Origin of the sequence: Phycicoccus elongatus Lp2 (assembly GCF_000367525.1) — a bacterium.
GTDB lineage: Bacteria > Actinomycetota > Actinomycetes > Actinomycetales > Dermatophilaceae > Phycicoccus_A > Phycicoccus_A elongatus.
Genome location: NZ_HF570956.1, coordinates 1,959,660 through 1,975,371 on the forward strand (window position 1 = coordinate 1,959,660; position 15,712 = coordinate 1,975,371).

A 15,712-nucleotide genomic window follows, 5' to 3' on the forward strand; every position below is an offset into this window, starting at 1 on the left:
GGTCAAGCCCGGAGCGGTGGTGTACGAGGTGATCGTTCGATGGTGATGTTCAGGCGCTGATGGCGCGGGCGATCAGGTCGGGGTTCACCTCCTCGGTCAGGAGGACTGTCTCGCGGTCGGCGAGGGCTGCGCGGGCTTGTTTGAGGGCCTCGAGTCCGAGGTAGCGGCGTTGTTCGGCCCATTCGTCGTGTTGCTCGGCCAGGACGGCACCGACGAGGCGGATGATCGCTTCGCGGTTGGGGAAGATGCCCACGACATCAGTGCGCCGGCGGATCTCGCGGTTCAACCGTTCGTTGGGGTTGTTGGACCAGATCTGTCGCCACAACACTTTCGGGAAGATCGTGAAGGCGAGGATGTCGGCGCGGGCGTCCTCGAGGTGCTCGGCTACTGCGGGGAGCTTGTCGTGCAGCCCCTCGAGGACGCGGTCGAACTGGGCGTGGACGGCTTGGGCGTCGGGTTGGTCGTACACCGAGTGCAGGAGGGCTTTGACCCAACCCCACTGCGATTTGGGGGTCGCGGCCATGAGGTTCGCGGCGTAGTGGGTGCGGCAGCGTTGCCAGGACGCAGCTGGCAGGGTCGCGCCGATGGCCTCGACCAAGCCGGTGTGGGCGTCACTGGTGACCAGGCCGACCGGGCCTTCTTTGGTCAGGCCGCGGGCGACGAGGTCGCGGAAGAACCCCAGCCAGCCCGCACCGGATTCGGTTGTCGCGCACTGGATACCGAGGATTTCGCGGTAGCCGTCGGCGTTGACGCCGGTGGCGACCATGACCGCGACCTTGACCACCCGCCCGTTCTCACGCACCTTCATCGTGAGCGCGTCGGCGGCCACGAACGTGTACGGCCCCTCGTCCAAGGGTCGGGTCCGGAACGCCTCGACCTGGGCGTCCAGGTCCTTGGCCATCTCGGAGACCTTTGACTTCGACAAGCCGGTGATGCCCAGCGTGCGCACCAGTTTGTCCATCCGGCGGGTGGAGACCCCAAGCAGGTAGCAGGTGGCCACGACGGTGGTCAGGGCGGCTTCAGCGCGGCGGTGCCGTTCCAGCAGCCACTCCGGGAAGAAGCTGCCTTCACGCAGCTTGGGGATCGCGATGTCGAGAGTGCCGGTGCGAGTGTCCAGGTCCCGATGCCGGTACCCGTTGCGCCGGTTCGTCCGCTCGGTTGACCGGGTCCCATAGTCGGCGCCGCACACACTGTCGGCCTGCGCCGACAACAAGGCGTTGACGAAGGTGGAGAGCAGGTCACGCATCAAGTCCGGGCTGGCCTGCGCGAGCTGCTCGTGCAAGAACACGTCAGGGTCGATACTGAGGTTCGCGGTCATCGCGATGCTCCATTCGAGAGTGCTGTGAGAGGTTCACTCGAAGGATCACGCGGTGACCGCACCTGCATCCAGCAGGGACACGCCACCGGTGTCGACGTACACCAACGCTACGGACTCAACTCCGCTCGCCCATCTGACGATGGCGGGGGGTGAGGGCCGCGTTTGCGTGAAGGCGAGCAGATGTTGTCATCGAAGCGACTCGAGGCCTGGGCCGGTCAGCTCGCCTCGGCGAGGTGCGCGTCCCGAGATGAGCATGAGGATCTCTACCGCGGGCCCGACGATTTGAGCACCTTCACCGCGAGACCACCCAAGGTCCTCCGCCGTGAGTTGCTTGCCAGTCAGGTTCTCGCGGAAACCTCCGAATCTTGTGCTCGTGGTGGCTTGATAGCTGATTGCAGTCTTCAGATCCTCGGCCTGGTAGGTGCGGTGCAGACCAACGGCGCGTCGAATGTCCTCGCCGTGCACGATCTCCTCCACCAGACGACTCGCCAACGGGGCCATGAACTGCGGTGGGCCCGAAGTTCGTTCAGCAACCTGTCCGAGCAGCGCGACAAGTTCGGCTGGATCACTTGAGTTGTAGCGCTTGAGCCCGAGGTCGTTTTGCCGATCGAAGTCGAACTTGGCTCTCACCATGGCGGTCAGGAAGGAGAGTGGTGTGGTGGTGGCCGTGTCGATCAGATGCGCGACCACCTCGCGAACCCGCCACCCCTGACACTGGGTCTCGATCGCCCAGTCATCGGGATCCAGTTGGCCAAGATCGCGGATGAGGGCGGCGCGCTCTTGGTGAACGGAGTCCCAGATCGGATCCATCAGAAGTCCTCACGTCGTCACTACATAATGTGTAGCAACAAGGTACTACACAAACTGGAGTTAGGCTTGACAGATGGCTGGTCGGCGCACTTACGGGTCCTACGACGACGGATGCGCGGCTGCGCACGCTCTCGACATCATTGGCGAGCGCTGGAGCATGAGCATCGTTCGCGAGCTAGTCCTGGGGCCGAAGCGATTCGTGGAATTGCAACGTGACGTGGCGGGCATTGGCCCCACCATCTTGGCGCGTCGCTTGGAGGGGCTCGCAGCAAAGGGCGTCTTACGTCGCAACCCAGGTGGGCGCGAGACCGGGGGGCACGTCTACGAACTCACCGAGTGGGGCTATCAACTGGAACATGTCAACGCGGCTCTGGGCGCGTGGGGGGCGCGGTCCGCAGCACTTCCACGGAAGGCAGCCATGACGCCCGACACAATCGTCTTGGCAATGCGCGCGCATCTCGCCCATGCCAGCGGCGTGCGGACCCCTCGTTCGGTTCTGCTCGACATCCGCGATACACGGACTCCCGGAACATCGACCGCGACCTACATCGCCTCACTCACCGCGCAAGGGGCAAGCATCGCGCGGACTGACACGCCCACTCCAGGCGGTTGCGATGCGGCGCTCACGTGTTCAACGGAGGCGCTCAAGAACGTGATCATTGTAGGGGCTGACTGGGGCAGAACCGATGATTTTCACGTCACCGGGGACCGCGCAGCCGTTGACGACCTCATCGAGGCGGCTCGATTCCGCTGAGGCCGCCCAACGATGCGCTAAGCGCATCCGCCACTCGGTCAAGCCTTTGTCAACCAACGTCTCCGGTCAGTACACCTTGCGGGGCGGGTTGCTCCATGAGGAGGGTCGCTCAGCGGGGAGGGTTGAGGACGGCGTCGGCCCCCGCGAGCGCGATGCGCGAGCGCACGTCGGCCGCCGCCTCAGCGAGACCGGCCGGCACGGTGGTGCCGACCAGAGCGTCCAACTCGGGCCAGACCATCGAGGTGAACCTGAGGTCGAGCACTTGCCCGCTGGACTGCCCGGGCAGCACCGTCGTGCGCAGCGGGCGGTGGAGGACTCGGCGTGACTCGCCGATGAGGTGGCCGACCGTCACGGGTTGACCCGAGCAGAGGATCTTGGTGACGACGGCCCCCGCGGGCTCGAGGCGCAGCCGCTCGAGACCGGCGATCACCATGGCCGCCGCGTCGGCGGAGTGGAGGTAGTCACGCGTGGTGTCCAGTGACACCCGGACCTGCAGTGGTGTGCCCAGGGCATCGGCGACGCAGATCGTGGAGATGAGCCCTTGGGCCTTGTCCAGACGTTGTCCCGGCCCATAGATGTTGGCCAACCGACCGATGAACGCTCGCACGCCGGTGCGCTCCGCGAGCCCTCGGACGGCAGCCTCCATCGCCACCTTGGCGTAGCCATAGGGCACGAGAGGGGCGACGGGCGTCTCCTCGGTGAAGGGCGGATCGGCCGACCCGGCGTGCACTCCCCCGGCGGAGGACGCGAGGAAGATCCCGCCGCGTGCCGGGTCGAGCAGCCCCTCGTGGATCAGGCCCTCGACCGCGCGCAGTGCCCCATCGTGGACATCGACCTCCTGGGCCAGGTCGTCCTCACTGGTCGCGACAACCCCGGCCCCGGCGCACCAGGCCAGAGCCCACTCACCGGTCACTTCGGCGGCGAACTGTCGCAGGTGGGCAGCCAGCGCCTCGATGCTTGCGCCCGGATCGGTCCAGGGAATGTCCGGGACGCGCACGGCATACCCCGCCGTGAGCCCGGCAGCGACGACCTGGCGACCGACCAGACCACCTCCCCCAACCACACAGAGGTGCGGTGCGGTCATCGCCGGTCGCGCCCCAACGGCCCATCCTGCGGGTCACGCACGGGGAGGTAGAGCGGCTTGCCCATTGCCATGTTGACCGCTCGACCGACGTACTCGGCGATGACGCCGAGACTGAAGAGGATGAGCCCGGTGGCGAACATCAGCATGAGCATGGTCGAGGTCCACCCCGGGTAGGCCCACTGGTTGGTGAGGCGTCCGACGATGAGGACCAGCGCCAACAGCGTTGCCAGCAGTGAAAAGCCAGCTCCCATGACCGAGACAGCGCGCAACGGCTTGGTCCCGCTGGAGAGGACCAACCGCCAGAAGTGCGAGAGCAGCGACCGCAGGTGGTAACCCGAGGGGCGGTCACCCTCGCGGCGCATCTCGACCGGGCTGGTCGTGGTGCGGCGGGCCACCCAGGAGACAGCCACGTCGAGGTAGATGTCGGGGCCGGCATACGCCGCGACGCTGCGGGCGACCTCGCCGAGGAGGAGTCGGTAGCTGTGGAAGTCGTCGGTGGGTATGCCGCTGGCGAACCAACCGACGAGCCGTTTGGCTCCCCGGGAGGCCAGGTTGCGGAGGGGGCCGTGGGGCGGTTCGTTGGTCGGTTTGGCGTAGACCACATCGGACTGGGTCCGCATCGCGGTGTCGAGCATTGATCCGATGGCGGCCGGGTCGTGCTGACCGTCCTCGTCGAGGGTGACGACCCACTCGCCGCCTGAGGCGGCGATGCCCGCGAGGGTGGCGGGATGCTGACCGAAATTGCGGCTCAACCAGACCGGTCGGATCCAGGGGTGACGTCGGGCCAGGTCCCGGATCGTCTCGTCCGAGGCGTCGGGTCCGTTGTCGTGGACGAGCAGCACCTCGGTCACCCGCAGCTCGCGACCCTCAGGAGTGGTCGCGCGGTGGACCAGAGGGGCGATCTCGTCCATCAGGGCCGGCAGCGTGGCGGCGCCCTGGTAGACGGGTATGACGACCGAGACCGTGTGGGCGGGCACGTCCAGGGTCTGGGTCACGCGATGACGATATCGAAGGGATCGAGCCGGGCCAGCACGTCCGGTGCGGTGAACCGGGCGCCCTTGACGCGGGTCTCACGGGGGTCGATGGCGTAGCCGGTCGCGCCGCTGAGGTCGGCCTCCCTCAGGTCCGCCCAACAAAGCGCGCACCGTCGAGTCGTGAGCCACAGAATCGGGCCAGGTCGCCGGAGAGCGCAGCGTCGACGACCGCGGCCGGCCCGAGGTCCTGCACCTGCTCGCGCAGGGACGCTCGGTTGGCCGTGATCATCAGGATGGATCAGTCGCGGGTGAGCTTGCGGTAGGTCACTCGGTGCGGGCGCGCGGCGTCTTCGCCGAGGCGCTCCACCTTGTTGGCCTCGTAGGACTCGAAGTTCCCTTCGAACCAGTACCACGCAGCGGGGTTCGCATCGGTGCCCTCGTAGGCAAGGATGTGCGTCGCGACGCGGTCGAGGAACCAGCGGTCGTGGCTGATGACGACCGCACAGCCGGGAAACTCCAGGAGTGCATTCTCCAGCGATCCCAGCGTCTCGACGTCGAGGTCGTTGGTCGGCTCATCGAGGAGCAGCAGGTTGCCGCCCTCCTTGAGGGTGAGCGCAAGGTTGAGGCGGTTCCGCTCGCCACCGGAGAGGATGCCGGCCTTCTTCTGCTGATCGGGACCCTTGAAGCCGAACTGACTGACATAGGCGCGCGAGGGGATCTCGACGCTACCGACGTTGATGTAGTCGTGGCCGCCGGAGACGACCTCCCACAGGTTCTGGTTGGGGTCGATACCACCGCGGCTCTGGTCCACATAGGAGATCTTCACGGTGTCGCCGACATCGACCGTGCCCGAGTCTGCCTTCTCGAGGCCGACGATCGTCTTGAAGAGGGTGGTCTTGCCGACGCCATTGGGGCCGATGACCCCGACGATGCCGTTGCGCGGCAAGGTGAACGAGAGGCCATCGATGAGAACGCGGTCGCCGAAGCCCTTCTTGAGGTTCTTGACCTCGATCACCTTGCTGCCCAGGCGTGGACCCGGTGGGATGGCGATCTCCTCGAAGTCCAGCTTCCGGGTCCGCTCCGCCTCCGACGCCATTTCCTCATACCTGGCCAGACGGGCCTTCGACTTGGTCTGGCGCGCCTTGGCGTTGGAGCGCACCCACTGGAGTTCTTCGGCGAGCCGCTTGGCCAGTTTGGCGTCCTTCTTGCCCTGGACCTCGAGGCGGGCTGCCTTCTTTTCGAGGTAGGTCGAGTAGTTGCCCTCGTAGGGGTAGGCGCGGCCCCGGTCGAGTTCGAGGATCCACCCGGCGACGTTGTCCATGAAGTAGCGGTCGTGGGTGACGGCGACGACGGCGCCGGGATACTTGGAGAGGTGCTGCTCGAGCCAGAGGACCGACTCGGCGTCCAAGTGGTTGGTGGGCTCGTCAAGCAGCAGCAGGTCGGGCTTCTGCAGGAGCAGCTTGCAGAGGGCAACGCGACGGCGCTCACCACCGGAGAGCGTCGTGACGTCGGCGTCCGGTGGCGGGCACCGCAAGGCATCCATGGCCTGCTCGAGCTGGGAGTCCAGGTCCCACGCGTCGGCGTGGTCGATCTCCTCCTGGAGTTTGCCCATCTCGGTCATCAGGGCGTCGAAGTCCGCGTCGGGCTCGGCCATCTCGGCGCTGATGGCGTTGAAACGGTCGAGCTTGGCCTTGATCTCGCCAGCGCCCTCCTCGACGTTGCCCAGGACCGTCTTCTCCTCATTGAGCACCGGCTCCTGCATGAGGATGCCGACGCTGTAACCCGGGGTCAGCCGCGCCTCACCGTTGGACGGCTGGTCCAGTCCGGCCATGATCTTGAGCACGGACGACTTTCCGGCGCCGTTGGGTCCCACGACGCCGATCTTGGCGCCGGGGAGGAACGACAGCGTGACGTCGTCGAGGATGACCTTGTCGCCGTGCGCCTTGCGGGCACGGGACATGACATAGATGAACTCGGGCATGCGACACAGGCTAGCCAAGCCCATGCCGCACCCCCGAATCCCCGAGCCTTCACGCAGCCGACTCGGCGGCTCCCTCCTCGACCTCGGCGCCGACCTCCGCGATGACCCCATCCTCATCCACAACGCCGTAGGGCACGGTGGTGCCGTCCTCGCGGCCGGGGCCGGTCGACGCGAAGCGTCCGCTGGCCATCGCGGCATACGCAGCGATCGCTGACTGGAGCGGGTCGGAACCCCCACCTTCCACGCTCTGGCGGGACACCTTGGCGAAGCCGGACACACCCCAACTGAGATCGTGCCCGATCTGCCGGGCCGTGATGTCGGCGGCGGAGCCCTTGCTGCCGTCCTGTCGGTCGAAGGTGCTGACTTCGAGCGCCCCGGTCACGACGACCGGCTCGCCACGATGCAACGAAATCGCCGCATTGGCCCCGAGTGACTTGTACGCCGAGATGTTGTAATAGCTGGTCGGACCGTCCTCGAACTCGCCCGTCCCGGGCCGGTTCTTGCGAGCATTGGTGGCGATCCGGAAGGTCGTCACGTTCGATCCGGCGTAGGTCTGTCGGATGACGGGGTCGGCGACCAATCGGCCGACCACCGTGATCGTGGTCTCGTTCATCCTCACGTCCTCTCTGCTGGCTCCCGAATGGAGCAGGTGAGTGGAGTCTTCGACGGTGAGGGTTCAATCGGCCACCACGAGCCCTTCGCCCTGTGGACGACACACCTGCCCGACCACTGCCTGTGGACAGCGGAACATCTGGGCGTCAGATCGCGCGCGCCCGATTCAACGCCTCGCGGGTCGCACGGTGGCGCGCCAGGACGGCGGCGACGGGGGCCGTGATCTCCCGATCTGCCACCGCGGCAATCGCCTCGCGCAACCTCGCCTCCACTGCGGAGGCGCGACGTCTGGCCCCGACACCAGCGAACGCTCGTGACAGGGCGGCGAGCAACAAGCCCAGGGCCAGCCCACCGACGATCAACAGGAAGGGCACTGGCACCACGCCACCGACCAGGGGCGGATCGGGCACGGGGAAGGACAGAGCCCCCAAACCCCACAGGAGCACGTACCAGAGCACCCCAGCGACCGCCGAGAGCGCGAGCAGCACGTGGACCACGCCGATCAGGCGCCACCAGATGGGGTTGCGGCCGCGCAGCGGGGTCGCCACGACGGCACGGTCCAGGTCATCGGTGAGGGAACCTCCGGGCGGGTCCGCCGCCGCATCCACCGCGTCGGCCCACGGTGTGGGCAAACCGGCCCCGGCGACCCCGGCGAGGTTGCGGGTCGCGAGCGCGACCGCCGCCTTTGCCGCTGGGCTGGGCGGTGGGATGGACGACCGGCCCAGGACGGATCGCACGTCCTGGTCGCGCACCTCGATGGTCTTGTCCTCGAGGCGCAGTCGCCGCAGAGGTCGGGGGCGAAAGGCCTGAACCCAGCGGGTGAAGGGCCAGCCGATGTGACCGGTTGCCTCCATGCGGTAGTCCCGCGCAACGGCATCGACCACCATGGGCACCCCGGCTGATCGAGCCAGGGCATCGATCAGTTCGTGCTGGTCGGCCGCAGCGACCGTGGGCTCACTGTCGGCGACGCCACCGGCCAGACGCTGGGCCGCACTGCGGACATCAGCCGCCAGCCGCGTTCGCGAGGCAGCCGCGCCGGCAACCGTGTTGGCGAGGCGCTGGCCGAGCGCGTCCAGGCCGGCGCCCGTTTGTGCAGAGACCGGGAGGACGGTGGCCTGGCGTACTCCGTCACGGACCAGGAGGCGCTTGAGGTCGGCGACGCACTCTTCGACCTCGTGGGGGGTGAGGCGATCCACCTGGTTGAGCACCACGAGCATCACGGCGTCATGGCTGGCCAAGGCCGCCACATAGTCATCGTGCAATCGGGCATCGGCATACTTCTGGGGATCGGTGACCCAGACGAACAGATCCACCAGGGCGAGGACCCGCTCGGCCTCGGCACGGTTGCTCACATCGCGGGAGTCGAAGTCGGGAAGGTCGAGCAGGACCAATCCTTCGAGACTCCCCACGGCGACAGACGAGGTCGAGGTGACGTGGTGTCTGGTCGACACCCCGAGCCAGTCGAGCAGGTCACCAGCTGGTTCGCTGCCCCATTGCGCAGCCGTCGGCGTGCTCGTCGTCGGCCGTCGGGCACCGACGGTGGCGACTCGGGCTCCGACGAGGGCGTTGAAGAGGCTCGACTTCCCACTTCCCGTGGCGCCGGCCAGGGCGACGACGGTGTGTCCACCGACCAACGCGCTGCGTTCACTCACCTTGCGGACCACATCGGTCGCCGCCCGCCGGGGTGCGTCCGGCAGTTGCTCACCACCTGACTCGACAGCCTCGCCGAGGGCTCCGGAGGCCGCCGCGAGCGCCTCTGCAGTCACGGGGGCGACCGTGGCACGCCCTGCCCTGATCGGGCTCATCGTGCCGCCTCGGCCACGGCCTGCGCGGCCCGGTCGAGTCGCTCGGCGGCATCATCGACGTTGCCCGCCTCGGTGATGGCGTCCTGGAAGCGGGCGCGCTCCGCGGCATACAGGTCGTCGACGCGTGCCAGGAGCGCCTTGCGGGCGCGGGCGGCCATCTCACGGACCGCCTGGTCTCCGAAGATGGCCTCGAGGACGCGCTGCGCCAGGACGGAGGTTCCCCCCGCGATGCCAACCTCCGCGCCGGTGAGACCGCCGGTGTGGGCGAAGGAGACGAGCATGAGGAAGAGGCCGATCCCGTTGACTCCGTAGGCCGCGACCCGGGCATTGGTGCGTCGGTTGCCGCCCTCACTGCGCACCATGTCGAAGATCTCGCCCTGCCAATCGCGGACCAAGCGGTCGACCCGATCCCGGAACCCGGGAGAGCCAGTGGACAGGTCGGCCCGGCGCCCCAGGATCCCCTCGCCGCCGGGCAGGCGGCGCAGGTCGCGGACCGACTCGTGCACTGCTGATTCCCCATGAGAGGTGACGAGAGCGGCGACCCCGGATTGCAGCGCTTCGCCGAGATTGGCTGCGGGAGCCGGCGCACCCTTGACGGCAGCCGTGAGGCGATCGCGCCACTTGCCGATCGTGGTCTCGACCTGCCGGAAGAACTCGCCGGTGCCGACGAACTCCTGCCAGCGCGCGAGTACCTCGCCGCGAAGGAGGGTGCCGTCGGTCATTCCGTCCTTGACCTCGCGGTGGGCTCTCTCGAACTCCTCGTCGATGGCGCGCCGCAGACCGTCCTGTGCCGTGCGTTGTTCGTGGGCCGCCTCGGCGAGCCGGCTCGTGCGGTCACCCAGCGAGGCAATAGCGCCCCGCAGCGTCTGGCTGACGACGATGGATCGCGCACGGGTGTCGGACGCGAGGGCGTCGAGCCATGCCTTGAGGCGCGCCATGGCCTCCTGCGGAAGATGACCTTGGGTGGTCAGGGTGGACTCGGGGATGGAGAACACGGGGGCGGTGGAGAGACCCTGCTCGCGCAGCATCGACACCAGGTGCGGGCGAATCTCCTCGACCGCCTCGGGTGGCACGCGGTCGAGGATGATCGCGACGGCCGTGCCCCGCTCCGAGGCTGTGCGGAGCAGGTCCCACGGCACGGCATCGGCGTAGCGGGCGGCCGTGGTGACGAAGAGCCAAAGATCGGCGGCAGCGAGCAACTGCCCGGCGAGTTCGCGGTTGGCCTGGACCACGGAGTCGATGTCGGGGGCGTCGAGCAGCGCCATCCCAGGAGGCAGGGCGGTCGAGCGGACCAGTCGCACAGTGCCGGGCTGCGCCTCGGCGGTCTCGGCGCCCGTGACCCGCGCCAATCCGGGCAGGATGCGGTCGTCCGCAAACCAGTGAGCGTCATCGGGGTGGTGGACGAGCACTGGCCGCGTCGTCGTCGGCCGAATGACCCCGGTGCGGGAGACCTGCGCCCCGACCAAAGAGTTCACCAGGGTCGACTTCCCAGCACCGGTGGAGCCACCGACGACAGCCAGGAGCGGCGCATCGAGGGCGCGAAGCCGGGGCAGAACGTAGTCGTCGAGCTGGCGAAGGAGGGCGATGCGGTTCTCCTCGGCCTGGTCTCGGCCGGCGAGCGGCAGGGGCAGAGAGGTCTCTGCAACGGCTCCACGCAGGCTGTCCACGGCGTCAACGAGCAGTTGGCTCTCGGCGGGGGCAGCAGTCACGGGCCCAGCCTAATGGGGTGCTCGCTGGCGACCCGCGCACGCCGGGATGGTCCTCACGGGCGAGTCTCAGGAGGGCGAACCCTGCAGCGCCCCCGGCAGGACTCGAACCTGCGACCTAGAGATTAGAAGGCTCTTGCTCTGTCCAGCTGAGCTACGGGGGCCGGCCCACACATGTGCGCGCAGGCAGTCTAGTGAGGTGTTGAGTCTCGAGCGCAGCGGCGCAGGGCCAACTCAGCGAGCGCAAGCGCCATGTCGGGCACGACGGCGTCGTCGAAGGTCGCTCGCGGTGAATGGTTGTCGTCGACCGTCGCCGGATCGACCCCAGGTGGTGTCGCCGATACGTAGAGGTAGGCGCCGGGCACCTCTCGCAGGACGAAGGACATGTCCTCGGAGCCGGCTTCCGGGTCCTTCATCGCGGTCCATCGCTGTGCACCGAAGAGGTCGATGACCGTGTCGCGAGCGAAGGCGAACTCGGCCGGATCGTTGCTCGTCAGCGGGTAACCATGATCCTGGACGATCTCAGCCGTCAGGCCGTGGGCAGCCGTGACGCCGTCGGCGACCCGAGTGATCTCGGCGAGGGTGAGGTCGCGCGCCTGGTCGCTGAAGGTGCGGACCGTCGCGTAGATCTCGGCGGTGTCGGCGATGATGTTGCACTTGGTGCCGGAGGTGATTCGTCCGACGGTGATGACGATCGGCTCGAACGCGCTGAAGCGGCGCGTGACCATCGTCTGCAGGGCCAGGACGATCTCGCACGCGACCGGCACCGGATCGAGGGCCCGATGAGGCGCCGAGCCGTGTCCGCCCCGGCCGGTCACGATGATCGTGACCTCGTCGGCGGCCGCCATCGTCGGCCCCGGCCGTCCGTACCAGACACCGTGCGGCTCCTCGGCCGCGATGACATGGATGGCGTATGCCGCATCTGCCCGCTTCCCCGCCACGTCGAGCAGGCCCTCCCGCACCATGATCTCTGCCCCGCCGGGGCCCTCCTCTCCCGGCTGGAACATGAAGATGACGTCGCCGGCGAGTTCATGGCGGACCTCGTGCAGGATCTGGGCGGCTCCGACGAGGCCGGCGACGTGGAGGTCGTGACCGCACGCGTGCATGACACCGGGCACGGTCGAGGCCCACGGGTCCGTGACCTCTTCGGAGACCGGCAAGCCGTCCATGTCCCCACGCAGCAGGACGACCGGGCGCTCTGCCAGATCTGGCGAACCATCGCCGCGCAGGACCGCCACGACCGAGGTCAGGTCGGCGCCGAGGGTGACCTCGAGGTCCAGACCAGCCAACGCCTCGAGGATGCGGGTCTGGGTCCATGGGTTGTCGAGGCCGAGTTCGGGTCGCTGGTGGAGTTCGCGGCGCAAGGCGCGCAGGTCCGGGGCAAGTCGTTCGGCGATCGCCCGCGTGTCGCTCATGGCAGGGCCCGACCGACGAAGGCGCGCCGGGAGCGCACGAGCCGATCGAGCAGGTCGCGTTCGGTCTGCAACGACTCACCGTCCGCGGCGCCGGCGATCATCCGCCGCCGCAGCAGGGCCAAGTCGCTCGCCGTGTCCTGGAAGGCTCTCATCGATGACAACCCGATCCGACCCGTGTTGGCCCGAGCCCAGGCACGCGCCTCACGTCGCCGACCCATGTTCGACAGCATCCAGACCTCGGCCGGCGAGAGCCAGCCCGCGTCGGCGTACGGCCGCAGGAACATCCCGATCAGGTTGCCTTCCCGTCGCCGAGCCCAGAGCACCAGAGCCACCCAGGCCAGGAAGATCGGCACCTCGATGAGGAGGTAGACCACGAACATTCCCTGCCCGCTCGTGATGGCCGCGAGGTTCCAGAGGGCATGGGTCAGGACGGCGACCAGGTAGCCGAGCAGTGGCGCGCCGATCTTGGTGACCCACGACCGCGAATGGGAGGCGATGCCGATCCCGATCCCCGTCATGACCGTGAACATCGGGTGCGCGAAGGGCGACATCAGGCCACGACTGATGAAGGTCGCCGTGAAGAGATCACGCCCCCCGTCATTCCAGGCCTGGGCCAAGTACTGGATGTTCTCGGTGAAGGCGAAACCCGCCGCGACGACCCCGGCATACACCATCCCGTCGATGAGACCGTCGAACTCACGACGCAGGAACCACCAGACGAAGAGGACGAAAACCCCCTTGGCGGCCTCCTCGACGAAGGGTGCGACGAGCACCGCGGTCGCGAGCAACGCGTCGCTCTCACTGACCGTCGCCTGGATCACCGCCATCGCGGAGGTGTTGATCGTGGCCGCGATGACGGCGGCCGCCAGGGCCCCCCAAAGAAAAGCGGCCACGAGGTAACGGGTCGGTTCGGCCTCGAAACGGTCGAGCCAGATGAAGGTCGGGATGACGATCAGGAGAGGCACGGCCGACACCAACAGGGCGAGCAACGCAGCCTGGACGCCGAAGGCCGCACCCATATAGGTCGACACCAGCAGCGCCAAGGCGAGCGCTCCCACGGCGAAGACCCCGGTGACCACCCAGGTGCGCACCAACCGACGCCCACTGCTGCGGTGGACGCCGTGTGCTCGCTCGAGGGCCGGAGCAGTCATGAGGGCAAACCTATCGGTCGAGGACCCCTATCGTTGGCCCATGCCGCACCAGCCCGTCGACCGTGCCCACACCGATCGGATCGTCTGGATCGACTGCGAGATGACGGGCCTGTCCCTCGACGCCGACGCCCTTGTCGAGGTCGCGGCGCTCGTCACGGACTTCGAGCTCAACCAACTCGGCGACGGTGTCGATGTCGTCATCCGCCCACCCGAGGCGGCCCTGGCCCAGATGGGTGACTTTGTTCGCGAGATGCACACCGGCTCGGGTCTCCTCGATGCCCTGGCCTCGGGGACCACCTTGGAGGATGCCCAGGCGCAGGTCATGGCCTATGTGACGCAGTGGGTGCCCGAGCCCCGCAAGGCGCCGCTCGGCGGCAACACCGTCGGCACCGATAGGGGCTTTCTCGCCCGCGACATGCCTGGGCTCGAGCAGCATCTGCACTACCGGGTCATCGACGTGTCCTCGATCAAGGAGCTCGCCCGCCGTTGGTACCCGCGAGCCTTCTTCGCCGCCCCCACCAAGTCGGGGGGACACCGCGCTCTCGCCGACATCCGCGAGTCGATCGCCGAGTTGCGTTACTACCGGCAAGCGGTCTTCATCGAGCCTCCCGGGCACACCAGCGAGGAGTTGCGCGCCTTCGCCCTGGAACACGTGGTCGACCATGGGTCGGCCGCTGAGGCGAGGTCATGAGCACCCCGTCCTAGCAGGTACGATTGTCGGCGCTGCCTCGGCTCCTCCCTCGTGGGTGGGTATGCCGCGGCACCACCTTGGTGGGTGTAGCTCAGCTGGTAGAGCACCTGGTTGTGGTCCAGGATGTCGCGGGTTCGAGCCCCGTCACTCACCCCACCCGCACAGCCCTCACGCCCCGCGTGGGGGCTGTTGCCGTTGGGCGGGATGATGGGGGCATGCTCGAGTTCTTCGCCAAGCCCGTCGTCCGGATCACGATGGGTGCTCTGGCGCTCCTCGCGCTCGTGTTCCTCGTCGTCACGCCGGCCTTTGCGCATTCGAATCTCCGATCGGTCGACCCAGCTGACGGGTCGACGATCACCTCTTCGCCGCCGGCACTCACCCTCGCCTTCACCGACGACGTCCTCGCCGACTTCACCAAGGTCGACCTGCTGGGACCCGATGGCAACCTGGTCGCCCTGGCGCCACCGGTCACAACTAGCGACACCGTCCTCCAAGTACTCCCTCCGCTCGCCAACGGGCTCTACCGGATCACCTTCCGCGTCGTCAGCGCCGACTCCCACCCCATCTCGGGCACGACGACCTTCACCGTCAACGCCCCTGAGCAGCAGTCGCCCTCACCGAGCGAAGCCGCCCCGACGAGCAGCAGCCCCACAGCGGTCGCCAGCCCCTCGGTGTCACCGAGCGCGTCAGAGTCCGCCTCGACCAGCACCGACGCGTCCCGTCCGACCGCAAGCGACACGGGGTGGTCACCGGTCAACCTCTGGCTCATCGGAGGCATCGTGGCGCTGATCGCGGCCGTGCTGGCCTTCCTCGTCACCCGCCGGCGGGATCGATACTGACCGGACGCGGCACCGATTTCCTCCCACGCGCCTGCGCTGGTACTGTCCTTCCTCGCGCGCCATTAGCTCAATTGGCAGAGCAGCTGACTCTTAATCAGCGGGTTCGGGGTTCGAGTCCCTGATGGCGCACCAACCGCAGCCCCGACCACCGGTCGGGGCTTCGTCGTTCGCCCAACGCACGCTCGATCATTGCCTGGGCGCGGGTTCCATCTCATAATCTGGCGTTACCTGTTCCATAACTGATCATTGGGGCACGATGCTCCCGTGACCACGATCGACATTCGCCTGGCCGAGACGACACTCTTCGCCGGTGGATCCTCGATGTGTTCCGCCCTGACCGCCCGGGCTGCCTTTCAGGAGGCCCTCCACGGGCGAGCATCCATCCTCGACCTGCGCAGCGGGAGCGAGCGGGCCCGCGAGGGCGAGCTCCCGGCATACCTCTCCTCCGGCGCCGAGGGCGGTCACCGTCGCCTCATCGCCCTGGTCGGCGCCGACGGCCTGACGTTGGACCTGCCGGCGATCGACGGCGGGTTCGCCGCGTGGCGTGACGCGGGTATGCCGGTGGGCTGAGC

Annotated in this window: 15 protein-coding genes and 3 tRNA genes; 6 read left to right on the top strand and 12 right to left on the bottom strand. The window is 67.8% G+C overall.

Annotated elements, in window-relative coordinates; translation table 11 throughout:
- Nucleotides 1–49: 49 nt before the first annotated feature.
- Nucleotides 50–1,318 (bottom strand): IS256 family transposase, encoded by a 1,269-nt coding sequence (locus BN10_RS09325; RefSeq protein WP_010849552.1) that lies wholly within the window; start codon nt 1,316–1,318, stop codon nt 50–52.
- 186 nt (nt 1,319–1,504) lie between these two features.
- Entirely contained in the window at nt 1,505–2,128 is a 624-nt protein-coding gene (locus BN10_RS09330; protein ID WP_010850997.1) for a maleylpyruvate isomerase family mycothiol-dependent enzyme, read from the bottom strand.
- 73 nt (nt 2,129–2,201) lie between these two features.
- Here BN10_RS09330 and BN10_RS09335 point away from each other — a divergent pair, with 73 nt between their 5' ends.
- Entirely contained in the window at nt 2,202–2,882 is a 681-nt protein-coding gene (locus BN10_RS09335) for a winged helix-turn-helix transcriptional regulator (protein WP_010850998.1), read from the top strand.
- 109 nt (nt 2,883–2,991) lie between these two features.
- On the opposite strand, the gene BN10_RS09340 is transcribed toward BN10_RS09335, so the two are convergent.
- The 10 genes from BN10_RS09340 to BN10_RS09380 form a co-directional block, all read right to left on the bottom strand.
- Nucleotides 2,992–3,966, bottom strand: a complete 975-nt coding sequence (locus BN10_RS09340; protein WP_010850999.1) for an NAD-dependent epimerase/dehydratase family protein — start codon at nt 3,964–3,966, stop codon at nt 2,992–2,994.
- Nucleotides 3,963–4,961 (bottom strand): glycosyltransferase, encoded by a 999-nt coding sequence (locus BN10_RS09345; protein WP_010851000.1) that lies wholly within the window; start codon nt 4,959–4,961, stop codon nt 3,963–3,965. Before BN10_RS09345 ends, BN10_RS09340 begins: the two co-directional genes overlap by 4 nt.
- Nucleotides 4,962–5,085: 124 nt before the next feature.
- On the bottom strand, nt 5,086–5,229 hold the full coding sequence (locus BN10_RS16870; RefSeq protein WP_010851002.1) for a hypothetical protein: 144 nt from the start codon (nt 5,227–5,229) through the stop codon (nt 5,086–5,088).
- A 9-nt stretch (nt 5,230–5,238) separates the two neighbouring features.
- Nucleotides 5,239–6,921: an energy-dependent translational throttle protein EttA gene (ettA, locus tag BN10_RS09350; protein ID WP_040751355.1), complete on the bottom strand. Its 1,683-nt coding sequence runs from the start codon at nt 6,919–6,921 to the stop codon at nt 5,239–5,241.
- 49 nt (nt 6,922–6,970) lie between these two features.
- A complete protein-coding gene (locus BN10_RS15755) occupies nt 6,971–7,534 on the bottom strand; it encodes a single-stranded DNA-binding protein (protein WP_010851004.1) in 564 nt (187 codons plus the stop codon).
- A gap of 145 nt (nt 7,535–7,679) precedes the next feature.
- Complete coding sequence (locus BN10_RS09360; RefSeq protein ID WP_233354297.1) at nt 7,680–9,299, bottom strand: YfjP family GTPase; 1,620 nt, start codon at nt 9,297–9,299, stop codon at nt 7,680–7,682.
- A 35-nt stretch (nt 9,300–9,334) separates the two neighbouring features.
- The gene (locus BN10_RS09365) at nt 9,335–11,047 is read right to left on the bottom strand and encodes a dynamin family protein (RefSeq protein ID WP_010851006.1); all 1,713 of its coding nucleotides are present in this window, start codon (nt 11,045–11,047) and stop codon (nt 9,335–9,337) included.
- Between the two features lie 87 nt (nt 11,048–11,134).
- Nucleotides 11,135–11,208: transfer RNA gene (locus BN10_RS09370), tRNA-Arg, on the bottom strand.
- A 27-nt stretch (nt 11,209–11,235) separates the two neighbouring features.
- Nucleotides 11,236–12,459 carry a M20 metallopeptidase family protein gene (locus BN10_RS09375; RefSeq protein WP_010851007.1) on the bottom strand — a complete coding sequence of 408 codons (1,224 nt, stop codon included), beginning with the start codon at nt 12,457–12,459 and terminating at the stop codon, nt 11,236–11,238.
- Nucleotides 12,456–13,610, bottom strand: a complete 1,155-nt coding sequence (locus BN10_RS09380; RefSeq protein WP_010851008.1) for a PrsW family intramembrane metalloprotease — start codon at nt 13,608–13,610, stop codon at nt 12,456–12,458. The genes BN10_RS09375 and BN10_RS09380 overlap by 4 nt, the downstream gene beginning before the upstream one ends.
- 40 nt (nt 13,611–13,650) lie before the next feature.
- Here BN10_RS09380 and orn point away from each other — a divergent pair, with 40 nt between their 5' ends.
- From orn to BN10_RS09405, 5 genes are all read left to right on the top strand, one after another.
- Nucleotides 13,651–14,301, top strand: a complete 651-nt coding sequence (gene orn, locus BN10_RS09385; protein ID WP_040751357.1) for an oligoribonuclease — start codon at nt 13,651–13,653, stop codon at nt 14,299–14,301.
- A gap of 80 nt (nt 14,302–14,381) precedes the next feature.
- A tRNA-His gene (locus BN10_RS09390) sits at nt 14,382–14,457 on the top strand.
- Nucleotides 14,458–14,516: 59 nt separating this feature from the next.
- Nucleotides 14,517–15,140 carry a copper resistance CopC family protein gene (locus BN10_RS09395; RefSeq protein WP_010851010.1) on the top strand — a complete coding sequence of 208 codons (624 nt, stop codon included), beginning with the start codon at nt 14,517–14,519 and terminating at the stop codon, nt 15,138–15,140.
- 56 nt (nt 15,141–15,196) lie between these two features.
- Nucleotides 15,197–15,272 (top strand) — tRNA-Lys (locus BN10_RS09400).
- 132 nt (nt 15,273–15,404) lie between these two features.
- Nucleotides 15,405–15,710 carry a hypothetical protein gene (locus BN10_RS09405; RefSeq protein WP_010851011.1) on the top strand — a complete coding sequence of 102 codons (306 nt, stop codon included), beginning with the start codon at nt 15,405–15,407 and terminating at the stop codon, nt 15,708–15,710.
- The last annotated feature ends 2 nt before the right edge of the window (nt 15,711–15,712 follow it).

Coding starts and splice junctions, on each gene's coding strand:
- BN10_RS09335 (WP_010850998.1), top strand. CDS start 2,202: ATGGCTGGTCGGCGCACTTACGGGTCCTACGACGACGGATGCGCGGCT.
- ettA (WP_040751355.1), bottom strand. CDS start 6,921: ATGCCCGAGTTCATCTATGTCATGTCCCGTGCCCGCAAGGCGCACGGC.
- BN10_RS16870 (WP_010851002.1), bottom strand. CDS start 5,229: ATGATCACGGCCAACCGAGCGTCCCTGCGCGAGCAGGTGCAGGACCTC.
- BN10_RS09325 (WP_010849552.1), bottom strand. CDS start 1,318: ATGACCGCGAACCTCAGTATCGACCCTGACGTGTTCTTGCACGAGCAG.
- BN10_RS09340 (WP_010850999.1), bottom strand. CDS start 3,966: ATGACCGCACCGCACCTCTGTGTGGTTGGGGGAGGTGGTCTGGTCGGT.
- BN10_RS09375 (WP_010851007.1), bottom strand. CDS start 12,459: ATGAGCGACACGCGGGCGATCGCCGAACGACTTGCCCCGGACCTGCGC.
- BN10_RS15755 (WP_010851004.1), bottom strand. CDS start 7,534: ATGAACGAGACCACGATCACGGTGGTCGGCCGATTGGTCGCCGACCCC.
- orn (WP_040751357.1), top strand. CDS start 13,651: ATGCCGCACCAGCCCGTCGACCGTGCCCACACCGATCGGATCGTCTGG.
- BN10_RS09380 (WP_010851008.1), bottom strand. CDS start 13,610: ATGACTGCTCCGGCCCTCGAGCGAGCACACGGCGTCCACCGCAGCAGT.
- BN10_RS09330 (WP_010850997.1), bottom strand. CDS start 2,128: ATGGATCCGATCTGGGACTCCGTTCACCAAGAGCGCGCCGCCCTCATC.
- BN10_RS09395 (WP_010851010.1), top strand. CDS start 14,517: ATGCTCGAGTTCTTCGCCAAGCCCGTCGTCCGGATCACGATGGGTGCT.